At 47.9% G+C, this 25,285-nt stretch carries 13 protein-coding genes; 10 read left to right on the top strand and 3 right to left on the bottom strand.

Annotation, left to right across the window (positions count from 1 at the left end):
* Positions 1–83 precede the first annotated feature (83 nt).
* Positions 84–1,562 carry a membrane-bound lytic murein transglycosylase MltF gene (gene mltF / locus P0078_RS07480; protein WP_282933809.1) on the bottom strand — a complete coding sequence of 493 codons (1,479 nt, stop codon included), beginning with the start codon at positions 1,560–1,562 and terminating at the stop codon, positions 84–86.
* A gap of 413 nt (positions 1,563–1,975) precedes the next feature.
* Here mltF and purL point away from each other — a divergent pair, with 413 nt between their 5' ends.
* From purL to P0078_RS07465, 3 genes are all read left to right on the top strand, one after another.
* The gene (gene purL / locus P0078_RS07475) at positions 1,976–5,842 is read left to right on the top strand and encodes a phosphoribosylformylglycinamidine synthase (protein ID WP_282933808.1); all 3,867 of its coding nucleotides are present in this window, start codon (positions 1,976–1,978) and stop codon (positions 5,840–5,842) included.
* Between the two features lie 393 nt (positions 5,843–6,235).
* Positions 6,236–6,559, top strand: a complete 324-nt coding sequence (locus P0078_RS07470; RefSeq protein ID WP_282933807.1) for a TfoX/Sxy family protein — start codon at positions 6,236–6,238, stop codon at positions 6,557–6,559.
* 203 nt (positions 6,560–6,762) lie between these two features.
* Entirely contained in the window at positions 6,763–7,647 is an 885-nt protein-coding gene (locus tag P0078_RS07465) for an aldo/keto reductase (protein ID WP_282933806.1), read from the top strand.
* On the opposite strand, the gene P0078_RS07460 is transcribed toward P0078_RS07465, so the two are convergent.
* Together P0078_RS07460 and P0078_RS07455 are read right to left on the bottom strand one after the other, a co-directional pair.
* Positions 7,644–8,144, bottom strand: a complete 501-nt coding sequence (locus P0078_RS07460) for a TrmH family RNA methyltransferase (RefSeq protein WP_282933805.1) — start codon at positions 8,142–8,144, stop codon at positions 7,644–7,646. The genes P0078_RS07465 and P0078_RS07460 overlap by 4 nt on opposite strands.
* Before the next feature lie 74 nt (positions 8,145–8,218).
* A complete protein-coding gene (locus P0078_RS07455; RefSeq protein ID WP_282933804.1) occupies positions 8,219–8,815 on the bottom strand; it encodes an SLATT domain-containing protein in 597 nt (198 codons plus the stop codon).
* 396 nt (positions 8,816–9,211) lie between these two features.
* Here P0078_RS07455 and P0078_RS07450 point away from each other — a divergent pair, with 396 nt between their 5' ends.
* The 7 genes from P0078_RS07450 to P0078_RS07420 all read left to right on the top strand — a co-directional run bounded on the left by P0078_RS07450 (position 9,212) and on the right by P0078_RS07420 (position 25,011).
* Positions 9,212–10,588 carry an SLC13 family permease gene (locus P0078_RS07450; protein WP_282933803.1) on the top strand — a complete coding sequence of 459 codons (1,377 nt, stop codon included), beginning with the start codon at positions 9,212–9,214 and terminating at the stop codon, positions 10,586–10,588.
* Between the two features lie 218 nt (positions 10,589–10,806).
* On the top strand, positions 10,807–11,082 hold the full coding sequence (locus P0078_RS07445; RefSeq protein WP_282933802.1) for a hypothetical protein: 276 nt from the start codon (positions 10,807–10,809) through the stop codon (positions 11,080–11,082).
* 55 nt (positions 11,083–11,137) lie between these two features.
* Positions 11,138–13,324 carry a S9 family peptidase gene (locus P0078_RS07440; protein WP_282933801.1) on the top strand — a complete coding sequence of 729 codons (2,187 nt, stop codon included), beginning with the start codon at positions 11,138–11,140 and terminating at the stop codon, positions 13,322–13,324.
* 303 nt (positions 13,325–13,627) lie between these two features.
* Complete coding sequence (locus tag P0078_RS07435) at positions 13,628–14,296, top strand: DNA-3-methyladenine glycosylase I (RefSeq protein ID WP_282933800.1); 669 nt, start codon at positions 13,628–13,630, stop codon at positions 14,294–14,296.
* A gap of 638 nt (positions 14,297–14,934) precedes the next feature.
* The gene (locus tag P0078_RS07430; RefSeq protein WP_282933799.1) at positions 14,935–17,124 is read left to right on the top strand and encodes a hypothetical protein; all 2,190 of its coding nucleotides are present in this window, start codon (positions 14,935–14,937) and stop codon (positions 17,122–17,124) included.
* A gap of 592 nt (positions 17,125–17,716) precedes the next feature.
* Positions 17,717–24,610: an FG-GAP-like repeat-containing protein gene (locus tag P0078_RS07425; protein WP_282933798.1), complete on the top strand. Its 6,894-nt coding sequence runs from the start codon at positions 17,717–17,719 to the stop codon at positions 24,608–24,610.
* Positions 24,607–25,011 (top strand): DUF6896 domain-containing protein, encoded by a 405-nt coding sequence (locus P0078_RS07420; RefSeq protein ID WP_282933797.1) that lies wholly within the window; start codon positions 24,607–24,609, stop codon positions 25,009–25,011. The genes P0078_RS07425 and P0078_RS07420 overlap by 4 nt, the downstream gene beginning before the upstream one ends.
* The last annotated feature ends 274 nt before the right edge of the window (positions 25,012–25,285 follow it).

Below are 25,285 nucleotides of genomic sequence, written 5' to 3'. Positions count from 1 at the left end.
TCTAACCGGGACCAGATGAATATAGATTAAGGTGGAGATATTTGGGGCTTTCTTCGGCCAGGCTAAGCTGGCCTAGAAGGGGATCAGAGAGCAGGGGCGGCGCTGGCTTCGGATTTAACTGGGCTGTTCTCGGCAAGTATTCCACCGTTATCATCATTGGCTGCAGCCAGGCGCTGTTCCTCGATGCGGCTACTCCAGCTCAGCAGGGCTTGGTAGTGGCGGATATTCTGTACATAGGTTACCGGCTCCCAGCCCCGGGCATAGCCGTGCTTGGTAGTTTTGTAATACTGGCGCTTGGCCAGAAGGGGCAGGTGTTCGCGCACATCGGGCCACAGATCCGGATTGCCGCCCATTCGCTCTGTCAGTACTCGGGCATCTTCAAGGTGGCCATAGCCTACGTTGTAGGCAGCCAGAGCCATCCAGGTTCTGTCGGGCTCGCGAATGCGATCCGGCAGTTTGTTGCGGATTTGTACGATATAGCGGGCACCACCCTCAATGCTCTCTTCGGGGTTTAGGCGGTTTACACCGAGATCTTTTGCGGTGTTCAGAGTCAGCATCATCAGGCCTCGTACACCGGTGCGAGAGCGGGCGCGCGGATTCCAATAGGATTCCTGGTAGCTGAGGGCCGCGAGTAAGTGCCAATCGAGATTATATTGGCCGGCAACCTTTTGCATGGTGCCGCGCCACTGGGGCAGGCGCTCACGGCTGCGCTTGGCAAAGGCCTTGGCGCCGCCCACATTTAGGTCGCTGACGTGGCCGAAAAATTCTTCCCGCAACTGGGCAATCATGCCATTGGTATTGGCGCGCAACATAAAGCGGCGTGCACTGCGATAGAGGCTGTCGTCATCACTTTGCGGGAAGGCCCAGGAAACCGGTTGAAATTGGGTGAGGTTAAAGGCAATCGCAGTATTGGGGTAGAGGCCACGGTGAACTGCGTAGGCGTTGGAATCTACAATTGCATAATTGTATTTTCCTTCCTGTACCATCTCTACCAATTCCATGGCGTCCACGTCGGAAACTTCCTCCCAATCCAACTCGGTATAGCGGGCGGAGAGTTTCTTCATTTCTTCTGCGTGAGCACTGCCGGCAATGACGGCGACCTTTTTTCCTTCGAGATCGCTAGTTTTGCGCGGCCGCTGTTCGCCAACTCGGTAGATAACCTGTTGGCGAATCTCAAAATAGGATGGGGTAAAGCGGACTTGTTCGCGACGCTCTGGAGTTACCGTGAGGCCGGCAGCCGCGAAGTGCGCACCACCCTCCGGGTCGCGCAGCTGATTGAACATTTCGTCCAGATCGTGCACGTCGCGAATTACCAATTTCACCCCCAGCTCTTCAGCAAATGCACGCAGCATGCCGTATTCAAAGCCCGTCGGGTTGCCGGAGGCGTCTTCGTAATAAGTGGTGGGGCCATTTTGTGAAAGTACAACCAATTCACCGGAGGCTTTGACACGCTCGAGAGTATTCGGTGCTTTACTGGCAACCAGCAGGGAGGCACAGCAGGACAGGGCGATCCCTTTGCACACACGGCGGACGTAGCGCAGCATACGGCTTTTCATCATCATAGGCTGTCCCCTCTAGCTAGTCCGTTGGTTTATTTGCTGTTGTGCCTAAGGCCCTGTATGTCGATTTCGCTCTCAAATACGAGGGCAAAATTTGACGCAGTCAGCCAATTTTACATTATTTGACGACAATCTGCCCAGTTTGTCTTTTGAACACTGTGATCTGCACGCTTGCAAAGCATTACAGACTTAGGTAGGTAGCCCTAACTTTGGCGCAAAACTGATTTATTTGCAGGTAATTCTGCTGGTCTTTTGAACATTCAGATCACTAATTAGTTCATGTGTATCCAAGTGTCGGGCGGGTGTGTTGGAGTAGCGATGCTTCAGGTACAATTGCGCCTCTCAAATTTCCGGGGCCTTGTGCGAAATCCCATTCGCGCAATCTTTCTCATTTAGACAAGAGGCTATCTCCCGCAATGTTAGTTCTGCGTGGTGCTCCTGCACTGTCGAAATTCCGCCATAAAAACCTGCTCAATCAACTGCGCGCGCTGCAACCGACCATCGACGATCTCTACGCTGAGTTCGTTCACTTTGCAGACAGCGACTCACTGGATAACCAGGAGATGGCCCTGCTGGAGCGACTGCTCCAATACGGCCCAACCGAGGAAAAGCACGAGCCGAAAGGCGAGTTGATCCTGGTAGTGCCGCGTCCGGGCACAATTTCTCCCTGGTCTTCCAAGGCTACTGATATTGCGCATAACACTGGCCTGAACAAAGTTCATCGCCTGGAGCGTGGCATCGCCTACTACGTTACCGGTGTCGAGTTAACTGAAGCTGAACGCCTTGTGCTGGCCTCCCGCTTACACGATCGTATGGTTGAAGCGGTATTCACCGATTTTGCTAAAGCTGAGCAATTATTTGTGGAAGAAGCGCCGCGCCCGTTGCGCGGTGTGGATATTCTCGAGGGCGGTCGCGAAGCTCTGGAAGATGCCAATGTCACCTTGGGCTTGGCCTTGGCCGAAGATGAGATTGATTACCTGCTCACCAGTTTCCAAGAGCTGGAGCGCAATCCCACAGATGTAGAGCTGATGATGTTTGCCCAGGCAAACTCCGAGCACTGCCGCCATAAGATCTTCAATGCCTCCTGGACCATCGACGGCGAAGAAATGCCGCACTCCCTGTTCGGCATGATCAAGAATACCTACCAGAAGGGTGGTGACAATGTGTTGTCCGCCTATGCGGATAATGCAGCCGTCGTTACTGGTAGCGAAGCGGGGCGTTTCTACCCAGACCCCGAGACCAAAGAATACGGTTTCAGCACTGAAGCTATTCATCTGCTGATGAAAGTGGAAACCCACAATCACCCTACCGCGATTGCTCCTTTCTCCGGTGCTGGAACCGGGGCCGGTGGTGAAATTCGTGATGAAGGTGCAGTTGGCCGTGGCTCCAAACCGAAAGTGGGCCTGACCGGTTTTACGGTTTCCAATTTGCGTATTCCCGGCTGGGAGCAGCCTTGGGAAGCCAACTATGGCAAGCCTGAGCGTATTGTTACCGCTCTGGATATTATGATCGAAGGCCCGATCGGTGGTGCAGCATTTAATAATGAGTTTGGCCGCCCGAATATCTGCGGTTACTTCCGTACCTTTGAAGAAAATTTCGATGGCGAGCGTCGCGGCTATCACAAGCCGATCATGTTGGCTGGTGGTTACGGCAATATCCGCGAAGAGCATGTAGACAAGCCCGAGTTTTCCCCTGGCGCCAAACTGGTAGTGCTGGGTGGCCCGGCCATGTTGATTGGCCTCGGTGGCGGTGCAGCCTCCAGTATGGCCAGCGGCTCCAGTTCTGAAGATCTGGATTTCGCTTCAGTACAGCGCCAAAATCCGGAAATCGAGCGTCGCTGCCAAGAGGTGATCGACCAGTGTTGGCAGCTGGGTGAGAGCAATCCCATTGCCTTTATCCACGATGTGGGTGCGGGCGGTTTGTCCAATGCTTTCCCCGAGCTAGTGAAAGATGGCGGTACCGGCGGTAATTTTGAACTGCGCAATGTGCCCTGTGATGAGCCGGGTATGAGCCCGCTGGAAATCTGGTGTAACGAATCCCAGGAGCGCTATGTACTGGCGGTTATGCCGGAAGACCTGGAGCGCTTCGAGAAAATCTGTGAGCGCGAGCGCGCGCCTTACGCCGTTGTCGGTGAAGCTACCGAAGACAAGCACCTGCTGTTAAATGACAAGAAGTTTGAATCCAAGCCTGTGGACCTGCCGATGTCGGTGTTGTTTGGCAAGCCGCCGCGCATGCACCGTGAAGCAGAAACTCGCCAGGTGGAAAATAAGGCATTTTCCACAGCAGATATCGACCTGAATGAAGCGGCTGAGCGGGTGCTGCGCCTGCCCACAGTGGCTAGCAAGAGTTTCCTGATCACTATCGGTGACCGCACTGTAACCGGTCAGGTTTCCCGCGATCAGATGGTCGGTCCCTGGCAGGTGCCGGTGGCCGATTGCGCGGTAACTACCGTTGCCTATGACAGCTACGCCGGCGAAGCCATGTCTATGGGTGAGCGCACCCCGGTGGCATTGCTGGATGCACCGGCCTCGGGCCGCCTGGCAGTGGGTGAGGCAATTACCAATATCGCCTGTACCCCAGTGAAGCAACTGTCCGATATCAAACTCTCCGCCAACTGGATGTGTGCAGCGGGCCATCCGGGTGAAGAGGAAAAACTTTATCGAACCGTAGAAGCGGTGGGTATGGAGTTGTGTCCTGAATTGGGCATTACCATCCCGGTGGGCAAAGACTCCATGTCTATGCGCACTGCCTGGGAGGAAGAGGGCGAGCAGAAATCGGTTACTGCACCGCTGTCTCTGGTAATTTCTGCCTTTACTCCGGTAACTGATGTCCGCAAGACAGTGACACCGCAGCTGCGCACCGATAAAGGTGAGAGTGAGTTACTGTTTATCGATCTGGGTGCCGGCAAAAATCGCTTGGGCGGCTCCTGTCTGGCGCAGGTCTACAACGAGCTGGGTGACAAGCCCGCAGACCTGGACGATGCCAAGAAGCTGAAAGGTTTCTTCGAGGTGGTACAGCAGGCTCTGAATGAAGACCTGATCATGGCCTACCACGACCGCGCTGACGGCGGTCTGTTTACAACCTTGGCGGAAATGGGCTTTGCCGGCCGCGTGGGTATGGATGTGGAAATCTACGAATTGGGTGAAGACCCGATTGCGGCGCTGTTCAGTGAAGAGTTGGGTGCGGTATTGCAGGTTCCCGCCTGTGAAGCGGATATGCTGGTACAGCGCTTTGCCGCTGTGGGTGTACCCACCCACAAGATCGGTTACCTGAACAATAACGAACACCTGTGCATCACCAATAACGGTGTTGAAATCTTCAAGCGCTCTCGCGCTGAATTGCAGCAGATCTGGTCAGAGACCAGCTTCCGTATCCAATCCCTGCGCGATAACGCCGAGTGCGCCGAGCAGGAATTTGCTGCAATCGCCAAAGAAGACCCGGGCCTGACAGTAAACCTCACGTTCGATATCAACGACGATATCAGCGCACCCTATATCGCTAAAGGTGTTCGCCCGAAAGTTGCTGTACTGCGAGAGCAGGGTGTGAACAGCCAAGTGGAAATGGCGCACTCTTTCCACCGCGCTGGCTTTAACGCTGTCGACGTACATATGAGTGACATCCTGTCTGGCCGTGTAGCGTTGGATGAGTTCAAAGGTTTGGTGGGCTGTGGTGGCTTCTCTTACGGAGACGTACTAGGTGCTGGTGAGGGGTGGGCTAAAACCATCCTGTTTAACGATCGTGCCCGCGATCAGTTTGAGGGCTTCTTCAATCGCAACGATACCTTCGGCTTGGGGGTGTGTAACGGTTGCCAGATGTTCTCAGTGATCAAAGAGCTGATTCCAGGTGCTGATCACTGGCCGCGCTTTGTGCGCAACCTCTCTGAGCAGTATGAAGCGCGCTTCGCACTGGTGGGCATTGAGGACTCACCTTCCGTGTTGTTTAAAGGTATGGCGGGTACTTACATGCCGGTTGCCGTTGCTCATGGTGAGGGGCGAGTGGAGTTTGCTGACCAGCAGGCGCTGGAGAAGTGTGAAGCTTCCGGCACTATCGCGATGCGCTACCTGAATAACAAAGGGGAAATCACCCAAACTTATCCGGCCAACCCCAACGGCTCGGTAAATGGTATTACCTCCCTGAGTTCTGAGGATGGCCGCGTGACTATTATGATGCCGCATCCTGAGCGTGTTGCTCGAGCTGTCAGCAATAGCTGGCATCCAGATGAGTGGAAAGAGGATTCCGGCTGGATGCGCTTGTTCCGCAACGCGCGGGTGTTTGTCGACTAAGACAGGCCATTCCCTCGGCTTTGCCTGCCGAGGTACGCGTAAAGATTGTGGTGGCCGTTTCAGGTCACCACAATCTTTAGTAAAAATAGAAATATTTCTGTAATATTTTTCAGCCCTTTCATTTCCTGGCGTATTTTTTCCCTTCCTTAAAGTAGAAACTTCAGCTACTGCTATACTTAAACGATTATTCGAAATAACGTTTTTGCTATGGTGCAGTTATCTGTTGTATTTGCAGTTTACTTGCTCATTGCTCCATCCAATGTCTTGCTGGGATTAGGGTTCACATTTAATTCCGCTCGATTCTTTTCAAATTTCATCGTTTTTAACCTTTTCAGAAAAAAGCAGTTTCTGAGGGGGTATTCCTGCCTGGTAAAAGTGATTAAGGAGAAAACTATGGCGTACAGCGAAACTCTGGCTGAAAAAGTGCGCAAATTACTTCAGGGAAATGAAGGCCTCAGTGAAAAGCAGATGTTTGGAGGTCTCGCTTTTATGTTGAATGGCAATATGGCCTGTGGGGTTGTTGGAGAGGAGTTGATGGTCCGGGTTGGGCCTGATGAGTATCAAACTGCGTTAGCCGAACGCTATACACGGCCTATGGATTACACTGGGCGCCCCTTAAAAGGCATGGTATATGTGGAAGAAGATGCTGTCGCAGAGGATTTGGATAACTGGGTCAGTCGTGGAGCGGTATTTGCGGGTTCACTTCCTCCAAAATAATCGCTTATATTCACTGAACTTAGAAAATTAGTTTCTTTTTATTGCGTGGTGAGTGATTAGCAGTCAGGAGTTGGCGTGTGTTCGCTGTTTTCTACGCGTTGACTTCTGTTCGGCCTACACTCAGCGAAATAAATGTGACCCCGGTTATATTCCCTCTTGGTCCTTGCTGATTTACCGCTCAGTAGTCTGAAAGGATATTGATTATGTATTTTCTCGAATTGAATAACGGTGTAGAGATACCTCAGCTCGGTATGGGAATGGCTGCGATTGGCAGCTGGCAGCAGGATGATGAGTATGTAACAGAAGTTATTTTGAAAGCCATGTCTGTGGGATACCGTCATTTTGACACAGGATCGGTCTACGGAAATGAGCGAGCTCTGGGAAGAGCGATCAAAGAATCCGGCCTAGCGAGGGAAGAGCTTTTTATTACCAGTAAAGTTTGGGATACGGAGCAGGGAACCAATAAAACTCACGATGCATTTGCCCGTAGCCTGGAGCGATTGCAGCTGGAATACCTGGACCTATATCTGATCCATTGGCCTATGCCGGCCTATACCCGGGAGACCTGGGGTGCAATGGAGGCGCTTTACCAGCAGAAAAAAGTGCGGGCCCTGGGGGTATCAAACTTTCGTAAATCTGATATTGAACAACTGGCGACTTTCTCGGAAGTGCGCCCAGTTTGTAATCAAATTGAACTGCATCCCTACTTCACTCAGCAGCCTTTAGTCGATTATTGCCAGTTCCATAAAATTGCGATTTGCAGCTGGTCCCCTTTGGGGTCGGGATCTACATGGAGCGGTGTCGAGGCTCATGAAAAACCTCTCATAGATCCAGTAATTGTGGATATTGCGCAAAATCACGGGGTGACTTCGGGGCAGGTTATCCTTAAGTGGAATATCCAGCAGCATCGCATAGTTATTCCCAAGGCGGAAAGCCTGGATCACATTCGCAATAACTTCTTATTATCTGATTTTAATTTGAGCAATGCGGAGATCCAGGCAATTAATGGATTGAACTGCAATAAAAGGTTGGGCGGTGATCCCGACTATGTTAATCAGAAAAATATAATGGTCAAAGTGCCCGATTAAATTTTTTCCAGCAAAGCATAGGTCGCTATAGCGCAGGCGGAAGTAACATTCATTGAGGAATTGATACCCTGCATAGGTATGTGTACCACAGCATCTGCCAGTTCCAGAAGTTCGGGGTTGACCCCATCCTTTTCAGAACCCAATACCAAACATATTTTATTCCCTTTGGAAACGGGGGTATCTTTGAGTTCGACGCTATTTGAGGCAATCTCCAGGCAAATTAATCGATAGCCCTTATTTTTTAAGGTTTGCGCGATATTGACTGCAGATGAATGATATTCGTAGGGAACGTACTTTTCTGTAGACCGGGAAACTTTCCGAATTTTGGAATTAGGTGGAACCAGGCTTTCACCAGTTAAATAAATTTTCTCTACGCCGAGTGCATCTGCGATACGAAATAGGCCGCCGACATTGCTCGGTGTACCGATATCGGTGGCTAAATAGCATAATGGGTAAGTGTCTGTGCTGGGTTGATGACTACTGTGATCTGTCTGCATTTTTCGGTTTGTTACTATAGGAAGTGGGGAAGTTACCACTTCCCCAGGAAAGTACTGCGGTATTGATGGGGTAGTTAGTGGCTGCTCTCTGCGATTTCGAGAGCCTCCTCGGCGACTCTTTGCGCAGCAGCCTGGCGATTACGCATCTGCTCTACCAGAGAGGGCTCTCGGTTGGCCTTTTGATTCTGGATATGCACCGCTTGCCTGTATACCTTATCTGAGACAATAAACTCTTCTGCTCGCTGGTTGATTTCACTGTAGCGTGTATTCAGTTCTGAGATCTTCTTGGATAGATGCTCAAGATCCAGGATATCGTCGAAGTAAAGGGCAATCAGCCGCTCACACTCCCTGGCGATTGCCAGGTACTCGTTGCCTACCTGCCGATGTCCCTCATAGTTTTTCTTAAAATTGAAGAAAGTTTGCACGCCGCCCAATAGCGCGGCCAGCAGGGCCAGCGCCGCACCACTCCACTTGGTCCAATCAGGCAGCTCTGCATTGATCAGGGAGAAGAAAAGCGAACCGAGGAACAGGTTGACGACAACGATGGGCACCCCGCAAAGCACATGCAAATTGCGCCCCTTCATGGAGGCTCGGAAGTGGCTGTGTTTGCACAGGTGAGCATTCCAGCGGAGCTTCTCCAGGACTTCCACAGTGTTGGGTATATTGCTCATGATTCCTTTCCGCCCTCATTCTACTACTAGCTATTGTGGGCGATAGTTTGACGGATGCCAGAGAGATGTACAAAAGTGATGGTACAAAGGGCTACTTTTTCAGTCTTGATAGTCAGTTATGTCCATATTTTTGGGTGCGCGTAAGTGATTACATACCCTACTGCTCGCAATGCCTTCAGTTACATAGATTGCTATTTGATCACTGAACATCAGTTATTTAAGGGATTCAACGGTGTAACACCCAATTCCATGAGGGAATTTTACTCTAGGAATAAAAAGAGCTGCGCAAAAGGACCAGTTTCTTGTATTTTTATCGGCCATCTTGACCGAGGAGTTTATACCCCTCCCAAGATTCAAACTTATAAAAATTAAACCCTTGAGTAGTTGGGGGCAGGTATGTCGATTGCGCGGCAGCGCTTTATAGTTCTGGGTCCTCTTTTTGCTGTGGCCTTCTATTTCTTTTTATCAGCGTTGGGAATGCAGTACCTACCGGCAGTAACTGCTGCAATTACCTTGTTAACAGTGATTTGGTGGATAACGGAGGCACTGCCAATCCCCGCAACGTCACTGGTGCCTTTTGTCCTCTTGCCTCTATTTGGAGTAGCGGATCATCGGGAGGTGGCAGCTTCCTTGGGAAGTCATGTCATTCTGTTGCTGATGGGGGCCTTTATTTTGTCCAAGGCCCTGGAGAAAAGTGGGGCCCACGAGCGCCTTGCCCTGTATATGTTGCGTATTGTGGGCGTCTCCAGCGGCCGCAGGCTGGTGCTCGGATTTATGCTGGCAGCAGGCTTCCTGAGCATGTGGATTTCCAACACTGCTACCACATTGATGATGCTGCCTATAGCCCTGGCAATTCTCAGTAAGATCGACAACGAACGCTTAAGTATTGCCCTGATCCTGGGTATTGCCTATGCCGCAAGTCTGGGTGGGGTAGGTACTCCTCTGGGCACGCCGCCCAATGTTATTTTTATGGGAATATACGAAGAAGTAACCGGACGAGAGTTTAGCTTCTTGGGTTGGATGAAAATAGGAGTCCCAGTTGCTTTGGTGACGCTGCCTATAATGGCCCTCTGGCTGACCCGTCATGTGCATCTGAAAAATGACATTGAGCCCCCTCAAGTGGGGGAGTGGAGGCAAGAGGAAAAGCGAACCTTAATGGTTTTCGGTGTGGCAATTCTCCTATGGGTTACTCGCAATGCACCGTTTGGTGGTTGGAGCGAATTGATAGGTATTGATGCTGCTGGTGATGGAACCGTGGCTCTAGCAGCCGTTGTCGCTATGTTTCTAGTGCCTAACGGTAAGGGAGGGCGCCTGCTCGATTGGCAGACGGCAGAGACGATCCCCTGGGGAATGCTATTACTGTTTGCCGGTGGTATAGCGCTAGCAAAAGGTTTCTCCAGTTCCGGCCTGAGCGATATGCTCGGCAACGGTCTTTCTTTCCTGACGGCGATGCCACTGTGGTTGCTGTTGGTCATTCTATGCCTAAGTGTGACCTTCCTGACAGAGATAACCAGTAATACAGCTACGGCAACTCTACTTATGCCAATTTTAGCTGTAGCTGCCACTTCAGCGGGTTTTGAGCCCATGGTGCTGATGATACCTGCGGCGATGAGTGCCAGTTGTGCATTTATGCTGCCTGTGGCTACTGCGCCTAATGCGATTGCGTATGGAACCGGTAAAGTACGTATACAGGATATGGTTCGAGAGGGCGCGATACTCAGTGTGACGGCATCGCTGATAATAGCGGGAATGAGTTGGTTGATCCTGGTCTGATAGATTCCGCTTGCGGCGGGCTAGTAAAAAAATGATAGTAATAGATTTCCAGCCTCGGGAGTCTGTATGTAATCTCGCGGTGTTTTTAATAGAGGGTTTGTCGAGATATTGTGGAATGATGTAGGGGGTACCCTCAGTTGTTAGCTAGATTCAAATATTAATTAATAGTCTAGAAGCGATGTTTAGGACGTGAGCGAAGCTACAAAGTAGGAGTAGGTGTGAAGAGAGCAGAATATAAAGTTGCCGTCGGGAAAACTGGTTTTTCAAGTTTGGAGGAGGAAGTGACCCGAATGCTCAATGAGGGCTGGAAGCCTGTTGGCGGACTTGCATTCAACTCAGGGTATCCTTATCAAGCAATGGCTCGTGTAGTTACAGTTTCAGTGGGTTCCAAAAGCCAGCCAGCGCGGCCAGGGCAAGCAGAAGGGAATGCTAACCCAGAAAAGAAAAACCTTGGAGCTCAGGATGCGATGCGGCTTATTGATGATTTAACCTAATCATAATAAAAAGTATCAGTATATAAAAAAGCACACATTGGAGAGACGTTTTTTTATGAAGAAAACTACGGCGACATTATTATTCGCTCTTGGTTTGGCGGGATGCGGCGAGACAGAAAATAACCAAGTAGCAAAGGACAAAACCTTGTTTAGCGAGCAGGCTTCCGCTCCTGTAGCCAAGAAGGTGCCCCATAAAATGGTTATGCATGGCCATGAGCGCATCGATAATTACTACTGGATGCGCGACGATGAACGTAAGGCGCCAGATGTTATTGCTCATCTGGAAGCAGAAAATGCTTATACCGATTTGGTAATGCACCACACTGAAGAGTTACAGGAATTACTCTTTGAGGAAATGACTGGTCGCCTGGAGAAAGATAAATCAACGGTTCCCGTTTATTATAATGGCTACTGGTATTACAGCCGCTATCTTCCTGAGAAAGAATACGCGATCCACGCGCGACGTAAAGGGACCCAGAAAGCACCTGAAGAGGTTATGCTGGATGTGAATGTGCTGGCTGAAGGCCACGGCTACTTTAGTGTAGGGCGCCTGGCGGTTTCTCCCAGTAATCAATTGGTAGCATATCCTGAAGATAGTGTTGGGCGCCGTGTTTACACGATTCGCTTCAAGGACTTAAAGACTGGTGAGATGCTGCCAGATAAATTGGAGAATGCTTCACCAGTTGCCGTTTGGGCAAACGATAACCAAACTGTCTTCTATATCAATAAGGACCATCAAACTCTGCTCGGCTATCAAGTAATGCGCCATAAGCTGGGCACGCCGCAGAGTGAAGATGTTGTTGTTTACGAAGAGATAGATAAGGCTTTCTATACGTGGATTTCCAAATCCCGGGATGGAGAGCTGATACGCATTCACCACAGTTCTACAACTAGCAGTGGCCAGTCAATCCTGGATGCGAACACTCCTCTTGCTGATTTTACTCCCTTATATCCCCGGGAAGAGGATCACGAGTATTCAGCGTTAAAGTTAGGGAGTGATTTTTATATCATGACCAACTGGCAAGCTGAAAACTTCCGCCTTATGAAGGTTGCCATGGACGACGCAACAGATAAGTCTAATTGGCAGGAAGTCATACCTCATAGTAGTAAGGTTTTGCTGGAAGATTTCACTTTATTTGATCATCATCTGGCAGTAATAGAACGAAAAGCGGGGCAAACGGGTCTCCGAATCATTAATTTAGAGAATAATAAGGACCTCCAAGTAGGTTTTAATGATCCGGTATACAGATTGGGCTTGAGTGCAAATCCAAACTTGGATTCAGCGAGTGTTCGAGTATCTTATTCGAGTTTAACGACACCAAATAGTGTTTATGAAGCCAAGCTGGATAGTGGCGAGTTGGAATTACTTAAGCAAGACAAAGTTCTGGGTGGTTTTGACCCAGAGCACTATCAGAGCGAGGGTATCCTGGTAGCAGCACGCGATGGTGTTAAAGTGCCGGTATCTTTGGTTTATCGTAAAGATAAATTCAACAAAGATGGCTCTAATCCATTATTGCAATATGCCTATGGCTCTTACGGCAGCACCGTTGATCCCTGGTTCCGTTCTTCAGTGGTGTCCTTACTTGATCGAGGCTTTGTATTTGCTATTGCCCATATCCGTGGAGGCCAAAAACTGGGACGTGCTTGGTACGAAGATGGAAAGATGTTCAATAAAAAGAATACTTTCACTGATTTTATCGACGTTACCAAGGCGTTGGGGAAGTTAAAATATGGGGCCCCTGATAAGATCTTTGCTTCAGGTGGTAGTGCTGGGGGGTTGTTGATGGGCGCGGTAGTCAATATGGAACCGGATTTGTACCGGGGTGTTACTGCGGCGGTGCCATTTGTTGATGTGGTAACTACCATGCTGGATGAGTCAATTCCCCTGACTGTTAATGAGTATGACGAGTGGGGCAATCCTAATAATAAGGATAGTTATGAATATATGCTTTCCTATTCTCCCTATGACCAGGTGAAAGCTCAGGATTACCCCAATATGCTGGTAACCACTGGGCTACATGATTCCCAGGTGCAATACTTTGAGCCAATGAAATGGGTGGCAAAGCTACGCGAATTGAAGACCGATGAAAATCAGTTGTTATTCAATACCAATATGGAAGCGGGTCACGGTGGCTCTTCGGGTCGTTTCCGTCGCTATAAGGAGACCGCTTTACAGTATGCATTTTACCTCGATTTACTTGGGTACAAAAATGGAGAGACCAATAAAAAAGTTAAGCAATAAATAAGTTATGCTTATTTTAGCGATATAAGTCTGATTATGGGTGGCTAATTATTCTTTACATCCTTAATTAAGTATCATGTAAATAAAGGGGAGCTGGCTCCCCTTTATTTGTTGGAAGAATTGAACTGTCCTTTTCTTTTACAGCATTCTGCAATATTTATCTCTAGAACCTGTTGGCTTTTCGTATTGTGTGGGCAGGCTAAGCGTGTACAACACTTTTTAGTGTTCCGCTAAAAACTAAAAACTTTGAATTTCTAGTTATAGGCGTAGAATGAAGGTGGATTTATCTGGAAGGTCTGAATTATGCGTGAGTTCGCCGCCATTGAGGCACCTGTGATTGATCGATTTGGAGGGTTAGACGGACTTCAGGCGAAGCTGGTTAAGCCCAAGCCTGCGCAGTTCCTGAGAGAGATACATGATAGCCAGTGGTTGTCATCGGCATCCCGGGCTGTTTTCCAAGCCGGTTTTAGCTGGAAGGTTGTTGAAAAAAAGTGGCCGGATATAGAGAAAATCTTTTATGGCTTTGATGTTTCGTTCTGTCGTTACTTGCCGGAAGAGGCATTAGATGACCTAATGCGGCAGGAAGGTATGATCAAGCACTGGACTAAAACTCGCTCCATTCAGAGAAATGCAGACTTCTTCTGGCATTTATCTAATGAGCATGGAAGTTTGGGCGAGTATTTTTCCAGCTGGAATATAGACAACTATATTGAGAATCTTCTGTACCTACGTAAAGGTGGCGATCGACTTGGTGGTAAGACTGCCCAAGTATTTCTAAGGCGAATGGGAGTTGATACTTTGGTTTTTGCAAGTGATACCATTCGAGCCCTTATCAGAGAGGGGGTTGTCGACAAATCCCCCTCCTCAAAGAAAGACTGGGCAGCATTAAAAGCAGCCATTGAAACTTGGCAATCCCAGTCAAATCGTAGTTTAAATGAGATTAGCCAGATATTGTCACTTTCGGTAGGATAAATAACTGAGGTATTTAGTTGGTAGAAGTACCTGTTTGGACTTCTATCAATTAGAGGGTTTAATCGAAAACTATTCTTCCATGTCTGCCGGCATAACCTAAAAATCCACCGATAACGAAGCCTCATACTGAACTTCATCGAATGAGTTAACCCCAGTTTCTCTATATGCTTCTGAAAAGCTAATTTCAGCTTACTATTTCTAGCTCTGGAAGCAGTAACGATAATCTCTTCTATTGCTCCAGCTCTTGCTGTTCCATGGTGGTTGACATTCTTCACAGTGAATAAATAAGGGTCCGATTCAGTACCAGCTCATAGTGTATTAATGGGACTATATCAGTTTTATAAACTTCTCAGTTTCGGTAGGCCGTTACAGCTGTAACAGTTGAGTAAAAGTGTATGCTATAAAAAATTGGCCAATTTTTGTTCGTGCAGAATTGCTTTACTCGGTGAGAGCTTAATACCGTTTATCGCTATGGAATTACCACTTGTCGCTCCCAGGCGGCCCCCAGAACCAGTTCACAGACAATCGATTGCATTTCTCTAAAGTTCACGCCGGTCCTTAGCTTTGAGATACAAATTCAGGCGAGGATATTCAGTAGTAATGAATTATTTTAGTGACATACGAGTTGGGCAGAACTGATGGGCTTACTAATAAATAAAAAGTTATTGGCACTTTCTTTAACAGCATTGCTGGCCGCATGTGGCGGTGGGGGAGGAGGCTCCTCTTCAGATTCAAGTGGTTCTTCTACAGATAGCGGTAGTGGTCAAGGTAGTAGTGGCGAGGATACGTCTGGCGATGATAATACGCCGATTTCCGATAATGTCGGTACCACAGTTGTTCTTGGGGATGTAGAACTTACTGATTTGGGGTTTGCGTCATTGACCGCTATTGATGTAACCCTACCAGAAGGCATGAACAATGCTCGTGAGGTTTATCAGATGGCGCACTACATAGCGCGTACTGACGGGGAGCAGGATGAAGAGGATATTGATATCCCGATTCGCAGTTATACTGCGACCTGTGCGACAGACACTGACACTCCGAGGATGTTTGTTTCTACTACTTTGTCAGAGGGTGACACTGCTGCGGATACGACCCACGGTTCTGTTTATGAGCTGCAGTATGATCCAGATACTTCCAGTTTTGAACCAACAGGAAATGCCACGCTGCTAAATCAGTGTTATGAATCCCACGGCATAGCCGTAAGCTCCGATTGCTCCACGGTAGCAGTTCTATGCAATACAGAGTACCAAGCCAATGAGCGCTATGACGTTGAGGCTGATCTTATTGAACAATACGGTTCAACCTGGATGAAAATGGAAGATAATATTGACACCATTGAATCCCGTATTGAGAACGAAATTGGTCTTTTGGTTGCTACCAACCACAGTAAATATATTGATTTCTTTACAGAGCACCCCTCTCTGACTTTTGATGATTTCCTTGCTGGCTTGGAGGCAACCTTCCCTGATACTGATTTTGGGGACTCACCTTCATTCACCACCATTAAAGGGTCAGATATGCAGGAGGAGATGGATTATATTATTTCCAGCCTATCCTCTGGTGACTATGATGATTTGTTGCAGCATATTCGCGATGCCAGCTACAGTTATAACGAGCAGATCTGGCTTTTGGAATGGGAAAATCAGTCTTTGGATGAAGTTCCCGATGCTTATGTAGTCAATAAAATGCATGGCGGAACTCATCTTGGCGCACAAGAGCTGATTTATGTTGAAGATGACAGCCAAGGTCGTAGTAGCTACGGGTTCTCAGTTTCTGCGCGGGTATTTGACGGGAATGGGAGTTCCCATTATTCGGCAGGCTTAACGGTTATTGATCGTAATAATTGGTCTCTGGATATGAGTAGCACAGATAATCGCGGTTGGTATTGGGCCTGCGGTGATGGCCACGTTGTAAATATTCGCTCGTTCTATAATCCAGATAATGAAATGTTCGGTGCGATTTGTACCAGTGATTGGAATGACTGGATTGGCAGTACTCATGGGCAGCTGGGAACTATTGCCGTTAAGATGGAAACATCCAGCTCATCAATTGAAGGGCGTTTTAATCACTTCGTGCCTTCAACGTCTGCGATGGTATCTAATGGTGGAGGTCACACTGTTGTACCTGTGGATGCGAATACCAACCTTTCCTTGATCGTCTCGCCTAAATATATTGAAGATGCGGATATGGATCGTTTTCTTGAGGATGAGGTTGGTGTTGATCTATCTGGGGAGGGGCCGTTTGATGAAGATTGTGCAGACTACGACACCACAAACTGTTTCCTATCTTATATGAGTTACAACTACTGGGAGGGTGATGACAGTTTCCCCACAATAACCAGGCAAGGACTATATTCTGGTGATGCATTAGATTCCAGCTCATTAACCCGTATTGGCATCGCCAAGGTCAGCTCTACTGGTAGTATGGAGGGGCAGGGCTTTAATTGGTTGGTCGAGGACGATGATTGCCAAATCAGTGATCCACAACTTATTGATTTAAAAAATGGACGTTACTTATTTGGGTATGCAAAATTTCAGTGTATTTCTGACAACCTCGCATATAACCGTATTTATGCCGATAACGGCTCTAAGCGATTATTAGTGCCAAAGGCCTTCTATGTAATGGAAATTGATGCAGATTTAAATGTACTTGAAGGGCCTGTAGAATTGCCAAATTATGGTTGGGGTGGCTTGGATGAGCCTATGTATTTAGGCGATGGAAAGGTGGCTTGGACTTATATCAAGAATCCAACGCATGATAACTATGTGAGTGGTCAGCAAAATGTTTGGCAGGCAATGGTATATCATTCAAATAGCGTGAACTGATAAGGCTGGGGGAGCTATACCTCCCCCTTGTTAATAATTGTAAATAGTTTTCTATAGCCTTTTGATACCCTTTTCGCTTGGGCTGAATCGTGATTTTCTGGAGCTTACTTTCTTGGCATCTCATTTTTTTCGCTTGATTGTGCTCTAAATTTATCTTTCTAGCTCTATTTCCCTTTTTGTTTGCCTCATAATTATTATTAGGTGTCGCTATTCTTTTTGTTGATTTGCTTTCATGTTCACACCTTGATGTCAAGCGGCGCCCTTCTTTTTGAGTTGTTGCGGACACATTTTACGGTAATGTGGATTTTCTGCTTGTGAGTGCTTAGAAAAAATTCTAGTGCATATATGAAGCGAAAATATGACTCTTATTACATTTGTGCTTTTTCTCAAATTGTTATTTGTTGTTTTAGGCTTTTCTTGTAAAAATGTTCTTTACGGAATAGTATTCCGGCAATTTTTTACATTTTAGAAATGTTTGTAAGTGCAGTTGTTTAGGGGCACTTTCTGGTTACGTACTTAAAACAATAAGAACTTGACCTTTATTCTTACGTTAAAGAAACGTAAGTAGCCTACAAAAGCATCGTTCTGGGGGATGAAGACGCATGTTAAAAATGAAATCGGTATTGGGTTGTCTTTTCGATTTTCGACCCCCCTTAAATTAGCATTATTTTTTACTTTTGCAGGTTTCGTTGGAACAGCTAATGCCAATGAAGTCGAGTGGACAAGTGTTGGCCATGAAGTATTGACTGGGGATTATGATGGAGATGGTAAAGATGACCTCTACCTGTCACCAAATCCCAATTATGTCTTACTTCACGGAGATGTAATTACCCCTATTGTTACTGATTCGTTGTACGAGGCAATTGTACTGCTTTCTAATGGTGATGGGACTTATAGCGTGGTCTCTTCTCCCAATCAGTCAACGCTGGATAGTGTCAGTTGGTCCAGTGCACGCCAATCACTTTTGACGGGCGATTTTGATGGGGATGGTAATACTGACTATTTCCTGCAAGGCACCAGCGCCAGTGATGACAGCCTGATTTTATTGTCGGGGAACACTCCTGTTATTTCAGATTATTTGGATAGCAATTTATTTGCATCTAATCGGGCATCGGTGTCGGTATCGGATGTTGATGGTGACGGGATTGATGATCTGCTGCTTGAAGGCTCTGATAGTGTTCATGAAGTAGCTTACGGTGATAGCAGTGGTGAACTATCAGCGCTTAAGGTTTACCTCGATAGCAGTAGTAGTTTTGTTGCCCTTTCGAAAGGCAATGCCGGGGTGGGGCCCACCGGAACAGCTTCATATAATATGCCCCTTGAGATCCCTGTGGGTATTAACGGGATAGAGCCCAAGCTCTCTTTAGGATACAGCAGTCAAAGTGGTAACGGCTTGCTGGGAATGGGGTGGCAACTAAACGGCCTTTCCTATATTCATCGCTGCAAGCCTACTCTGGCAACAGAGGGCACGTCTGCCCAATCGGGGGCGGAGCGTTACAGCACCAGTGAGCGCCTTTGTCTGGACGGGAAAAAACTGATTGCAGTTAGCGCTGCCAGTGATCCTGCAACCAATAGCCAATACTGGGCAAGCGGTACAGAGTACCGCACTGAGATTGATGTATTTACCAAAATTGTTTCCAGTGGTTCACAAAGTAATGGCCCCAAGTATTTTAAAGCCTGGACCCGAAGTGGCCTGATTCTGGAATTTGGTAATACTTCCGATAGTCGGGTAGAGGCCCCAGGCCAATCCAGCGGTCCTATAGGTACCTGGGCTGTCAATAAAGTAACCGACCGTTTTGGTAATAGTTATACGGTTACCTATTACGAGGATAATTCTTCTGGTGAGTTTTATCCCCAGCGAGTGGATTATAGTCCCGATTCAGCTGTGCGTTTTGAATATGAAGATCGCGAGACTGGTAGTGCCAGCTATCTGACAGATCGCCCCTGGGGTTATGGCGATGGTGGCAGTATCGTCACCAGTAAGCTTCTTACATCTGTAACCACCTATATTGATGTTACCAATCCCTCAAGCTCTACCAGTGGAACCCCTGTGCGGGAATATAACCTGCACTATGAGCGTGGCGGTATTACTCATCGATATCGCTTAGCGGGTATAACCGAATGTGGGTATCGCGATGATGGGGTGACCCAGGATTGCGCGCGCCCGACTACTTTTGCTTGGCAAGATGGTGAGATGGGCTTTGAGAGCTCAGATTTTAGCCACTGTGAAAATGATCCAGCTGATTACCTCCGTTCTGTATCTCCTTTGATTATGGATGTCGATAATGATGGTATTAAGGACATTGTTTTTAAGGGTGATAGTTGGTTTGTTGCTCGGGGGACTGAGGAGGGTTGTTTTACTTCTACAGCGGTTACTACGGCAGATGGTGTCATTACAGAGGGCACCGATGATGGGGATATCGTTCAGCCCATTAGGCTTGGTAGTGAGTACGGGATGCTGTTGGGGGATCGGTCCGTTGCTCCTACAGGCCAAGCATATTTAGCGTTACATGTAGTCCGATTTGATCTCGATGGTTCTGGTAACTCTACAATTACCAAGGTTTTCCCTAAAGATGATGACTGTTGCGCCAATATGGTGTCCTCTCAGGCCACTGTGGTAGTTGCGGATTTTAATAGTGATGGTCGCGATGACTTTTTCCTAAGTCGTATCGGGTTTGGTGGTTCTGTATGGTTGAGGAATGACGCTGAATGGGATGATGGCGGGGATAATTTTGTTGATAAAGGTGATGGCTCCATGTACGGGAGTTCGGATCGTTTCAGCACAAGAAGCCCCTTGGTTGTTGATATAGATAATGACGGTCTGCTAGATCTTTCTGTTCATAGCAGTAGTGGGCGCTACATTCTTAGAAACAAGGGTGATGGAGTTCTGGAATATGACTCCACACCGATTTTACCGCGCGGTGATGGTGAAGATGTTGATATCGTGCAGGTCTCCGAGTTGTCAGGCACAAACCGGTCAATTTTTAGGACTAATAAGTGGCATATAAAAACGACGAAACACAAGCATTACGACACTAACTATAACGGTATATTTACCGATATTAATGGCGATGGACTGCAAGACTTCTTGGTCCGAATTACAGATGATGGTGCAACAAACGGTAGCTGGCGGATCTATTTAAACGAAGGCGGTACATTTGGTGATGAAATTGACACAGGTATTAGTACTGGTGATCACCAAAACCAGGTGTCCTTCCCGATGGACTATAACCGCGATGGGTTAATGGATATTGTCGCTCAGAAGGCGGATGGATCGGCCTGGAGAGTATTGCTGTCGACACAAGTAACCGATTCGCAGGGGCAGGCAACTCCAACTTTTGTAGAGCTCGATGTTGACCCCTTTGGTGGGATTCTGGAGCACCTGTTGGATTACGATATCTCTGAAGATAATCCTCCAGTGATATTTGATATCAATAGCGATGGCCAAGCAGATGTTTACTATAGTAGGGCGGCTCCATCTGAGGTTGGGGGAGCTGGAGACCCTGTTCAATTATTAATGGGAGCTGAGAGTAGGACTGATCTCTTAAAGAGTGCCACTAACAGTCTTGGTGCCGGCGTAGAATTTTCATACAGCCCCCTGATATCTAGTCGTATAGTGAATGGCGGTAGCGTATATACCAGTGTACAGGGCTCTGATTTTCCGGCTATTAATGATGTCAGTGGCCACTATGTGGTTTACCAAACGGAAACCAGTGATGGCTTAGGAGGAGATAGAAATCGTTATTATCACTATAAGGGATTCAAGCGCGATCTATACGGTCGTGGTTTCTTGGGCTTTGAAGAGCAGATAGTTGAAGATGCTGTTTCCGATTTGGTTACAACCAGCGAATACTTGCAAGAGTTTCCCTACACTGGATTTTTGTCTTCCAAGACGATTAAAAACTCCAATGGCAAGCTGGTAGAGATAATCGATAATAGCTATAAGCTACATAGCAGTAATGATCGCTTCCCCTATTTGGCCGATAGTATTACCCGTGAATACGGCTTAACAACGAGTAGTGCATCGTCTCCTTTAAAAGTTAGCAAAGCAGAGAGCAGTTTTGATGCCTACGGAAATTCGCTAACAGTTACTTTAACCTCCGGTGCAGGCCTCTCTGGCAGTACGGTGACTGGGGTGGAGGGCACTAAGAAAACAGTTAGTAGTGTTTCCCCGAATGAAAGTGACTGGCTGATTTCCTTTGTAGATAGCCGTACGGTAACTACCAATAATGGCAGTAGCTCTGACCAGCGTTCCTATACCCATTCCTACACTGCAGAACCTGATACGCTGGCGGTAGCGGTCAGTAAGGAGTTTGTAGGCGAGGATAACTGGCTGCAAAGTACTTACACACGCAATAGCCAAGGCTTGGTGACCAATACCAAGATTACCGGTGGCGATATCGATGGCGGCAATGTAAGTAGCCGCTCCATTGAAACGCTCAGTGATTTCCTGGACCAGCTCTATCCCCAGACTGTAAAAAATGCACTGGACCATACCGGCACCTTAACCTATGACACACGGTATGGCCTGGTTAACTCTACTACCGATGCCAACGGGCTGACCCAAACTACGCTGTATGACGCATTTGGCCGTGCTGAGGTTGAGCAGTCTGCAGATGGCACCTACACAGAAATTTTCCGTTATTTCTGTGACTCTGGTGAGGTATCCTGCCCTGCAGACGCTGTATATGCGGTAATTTCTGAGGTAACCAATGACGCGCTGCCAGGCTATCTCGGCGCTCCGACCTCAGCGGCCTACTACGATATGCTGGGGCGAGAGGTGCGCAGTGAGCAACTCACCATGAGTGGCGGCAGCGTTAAAGTGGATACTGAATACAATGCGGCTGGCCAAGTCTACCGTGAGTCAGAACCTTTTACTGGAAGCTCAGCGACGGCCTGGACGACTTATACCTATGACGAGCTGTCGCGGATGGAGACCAAGCAGCGTGATGCAGGTGGCAGCCTTGTAATTAGTTACAGTAGCGACAGCACTTACGCACAAAAAATAAAGCGTACGGTGACGGTAGAAGATGGTGATGGAGGCAGTAGCCAGCAAGAGCACTACACCTACTTGAATAGTTTGGGGCAGGTTGTTCGTGTAGTCGATGCCAACGGCACGCCTATCTCCTATGAGTACGATAGCCAGGGTAACCTGGTGCAAACTGAAGTTAATGGTGATTCGAATAGTCGGATTTCTATTGATTACGACTTGTCTGGCAATAAGATTCAGATGCAAGACCCCGACTCGGGACAGCTCAACTTTGAATACGATGGGCTGGGTCAGTTGCGCAGGCAGACTTGGGCGCAGGGAACGGCTAATGAAAAGTATTTTATCCAGGAGTTTGATTTACTGGGCCGGGTTACCTCCCGTATAGATATTGCGGCAGATAATACGTCTGAGACCAGTAGCTGGGTTTACGATACAACCAAGTACGGTCTGCTCAGTAGTAAATCCAAGGCGGACTTTAGTGAATCCTATCATTACGACAGTCTGACACGAGTCGACCAGATATCGACAACAATCACTGGGCTGGGCACAAAGAGTTTTTCTTATAGTTACGATGCTTTCAGCCGGGAGCAATCGGTTACTTATCCTGGAGGGTTTGCTGTTGAGCATAGCTATGACAGCAAAGGTTTCCCGCTGTACGCCTACGATATTACCGATCTCAGTGCCCCGGCCTTGCTGTGGCAGGCGGATGATACTGAGGATGAGCGGGGCAACCTGATTTATCAGCAGTACGGTAATGGCCTGGTCAGTAAAAGTATTTACGATAGCGACAGTGGCTTGTTAACCGGAATTATTACCGGAGATGGAAACCTGGGGGGTACGGTTACCGGCAATGTCCAATCCCTAAGTTATCAATATGACAGCATGGGCAACCTGCTGAATCGGGCCAGCAGCAGAGAGGACAGTGCGGGTTCCGCGCAGGAAGCGATTGTTGAGAGCTTTACTTTTGATGACCTTAACCGCCTGACTAAAGCGAGTACCACGGGCCTTTCCTCTGGCAGTCGGGTTATCAATTACGGTTATGATGACCTGGGCAATCTGACCTCCCGTACCGATGTGGGCACCCTTAAATACGAGCGTAGCGGTAATGCTGGCGTCCATGCGGTAACTGAAGCGGGCGGTCTTTCATACCAGTACGACGTTTACGGCAATATGACGAGTCGGGCAGGTGTTGCTGCGGAGTACGATGTATTTAACAAGCCCACCCGTATCGATAGTACCTACTTCAGTTATGGTCCGGACCGCGCTCGCTATAAGCAGGTCAATGATTCAGTAACTACTTACTACCTGGCGGGAGGCCAGTATGAAGTAGTGGTTGGGGAGAGTGACACCACCCAAAAGAGCTACCTGGGTAGCTACCTTTTGCACAGTGAAGCTGATTCCGGCGATACACAAATACTCTATATGCACCTCGATCACCAGGGGTCTGTAGAGAGTATTACCGATGCCGATGGCAACTTGGTGGAGCGGTTAGCCTACAGCCCATTTGGATTGCGCCGCCTGGATGATTGGAGTGATGGCGACCCAACTGGTGGTGACCCAGAGGCTCTACCGACCACAAAGGGTTACACCGGCCATGAAATGCTGGATCAGCTCTCTTTGGTGCATATGAATGGGCGGGTCTATGATCCAGTCATTGGCCGCTTTATGAGCGCGGACCTGTTTATCCAGTCGCCTTACAATAGCCAGAGCTTCAACCGGTATACCTATACCTTTAACAACCCGCTCAGCTTTGTTGATCCCAGTGGCTACTATGTAGTTGGTAATAGTGAGCAGTCTACTCATCGTTTCAATGACCCAGGGGTTCTTGATGATGGCGAAATCATAGTGATTGGTCATCCACCTGAGAATGGAAGTTTTTGGATCGATAATCTTGGCGCCTATGACGCGGCCATGCGCAACCTCCATAAGATCCAGGATTATGGTATTCAACAAGGAGGGTTCTCAGGGGCATTTGCCTATGTTGGGTTCACCACGATATTTGAGGTGTTTGTTGCTGATGCTTTGCATGCGGTAGATGAAGCGGCAGCAGGAAATCTAGGCGGGGCCCTTTCTAAGGCAGCACAGACTGTCGTAAAGCCTCTGAAAGCAGTCAATATGGTCTCGAAGCTTGAGAAGCAGGAGGAGAAGCTTGAGGATTCTTTGTCGCAGGTTACAAAGAGTGTAGATCCAAATACTTTGCAACGCACTCATAGTATTTCGGGTAAAACATCATCGAAAAAAGTCGATAAAATTTCCGATAGCATGAGGCAAGATGGCTTTGTTGGAGATGGGATTGACGTAGTTGAACATAATGGTCAACGTTTTATTATTGATGGCCACCATCGTGCAGCCGCTGCAAGGAGAACAGGCACAAATGTGAACGTTAATGTAGTCGATGATATTGCGAATCACCCGAGCAGTTTTAATAGCCTTGATGATGTTTTGAAGTCCGCTGATTCAGTAGGCCCTGATAGATTGAGACCTCCAAGAAGATGATTAGCGTAGAATTTAAAAAAGTTGTTGATGATTATCTCGCGGCAGTGGGAAAAGGTATTTCTCTATTTAAAAAAGAAGTTGGAGAAATGCCACCGCTGGAGGCTTGGCGCGATAAAAAACTACCTCAATCAGGTAGTTTCCCTAGTGGCGTTGAATATCAATTTCATGGAATCGGTTGTTTATTAATTTTTAATGATTGCGAAGTTGATTTTGATTTTGGGCCTGATAATAGGAGTGATGGTTTTGATCTATGGCGGTTGTCTGGTTATATCTCTAGCTGTCCGCAGAAATATCCCGCATACTCGGAAGAAAATCTTAAAAAAGATTTTGCCGAGGCGGTATCTCAGGAATTGATCAAAAAGTTAGATCACCCTTACTGCAACTTGTATTTTTACTCATAGTAATTAAGCCCGCATTCGCGGGCTTTTTTATTTAACCCACAATAAAAACCAACTTCGTGTCATACACCTCAATCGAGGAGGAAATGGACACCCAGTGCGCCGAGATAAATCGGCAAAAGATTGGAGGTGAAAGCCCTCTACCCGGTAAGGTTTAGCAAGCCGCTGGGGCCCCGAGTCATGGGCGCTGTCCGGTAACGGCCAGGGTTAAGCGTTGACAGGGGAAGGTGCAGGCTCAGTATTGAGCTCCGAAAACAAGATTTGAGATCGCCGACCT

It is taken from the genome of Microbulbifer sp. VAAF005, from assembly GCF_030012985.1.
GTDB lineage: Bacteria > Pseudomonadota > Gammaproteobacteria > Pseudomonadales > Cellvibrionaceae > Microbulbifer.
This window is presented reverse-complemented; position numbering and strand designations above follow the sequence as displayed.

Coding starts and splice junctions, on each gene's coding strand:
- mltF (WP_282933809.1), bottom strand. CDS start 1,562: ATGATGATGAAAAGCCGTATGCTGCGCTACGTCCGCCGTGTGTGCAAA.
- purL (WP_282933808.1), top strand. CDS start 1,976: ATGTTAGTTCTGCGTGGTGCTCCTGCACTGTCGAAATTCCGCCATAAA.
- P0078_RS07470 (WP_282933807.1), top strand. CDS start 6,236: ATGGCGTACAGCGAAACTCTGGCTGAAAAAGTGCGCAAATTACTTCAG.
- P0078_RS07465 (WP_282933806.1), top strand. CDS start 6,763: ATGTATTTTCTCGAATTGAATAACGGTGTAGAGATACCTCAGCTCGGT.
- P0078_RS07460 (WP_282933805.1), bottom strand. CDS start 8,144: ATGCAGACAGATCACAGTAGTCATCAACCCAGCACAGACACTTACCCA.
- P0078_RS07455 (WP_282933804.1), bottom strand. CDS start 8,815: ATGAGCAATATACCCAACACTGTGGAAGTCCTGGAGAAGCTCCGCTGG.
- P0078_RS07450 (WP_282933803.1), top strand. CDS start 9,212: ATGTCGATTGCGCGGCAGCGCTTTATAGTTCTGGGTCCTCTTTTTGCT.
- P0078_RS07440 (WP_282933801.1), top strand. CDS start 11,138: ATGAAGAAAACTACGGCGACATTATTATTCGCTCTTGGTTTGGCGGGA.
- P0078_RS07435 (WP_282933800.1), top strand. CDS start 13,628: ATGCGTGAGTTCGCCGCCATTGAGGCACCTGTGATTGATCGATTTGGA.
- P0078_RS07430 (WP_282933799.1), top strand. CDS start 14,935: ATGGGCTTACTAATAAATAAAAAGTTATTGGCACTTTCTTTAACAGCA.
- P0078_RS07425 (WP_282933798.1), top strand. CDS start 17,717: ATGAAGACGCATGTTAAAAATGAAATCGGTATTGGGTTGTCTTTTCGA.
- P0078_RS07420 (WP_282933797.1), top strand. CDS start 24,607: ATGATTAGCGTAGAATTTAAAAAAGTTGTTGATGATTATCTCGCGGCA.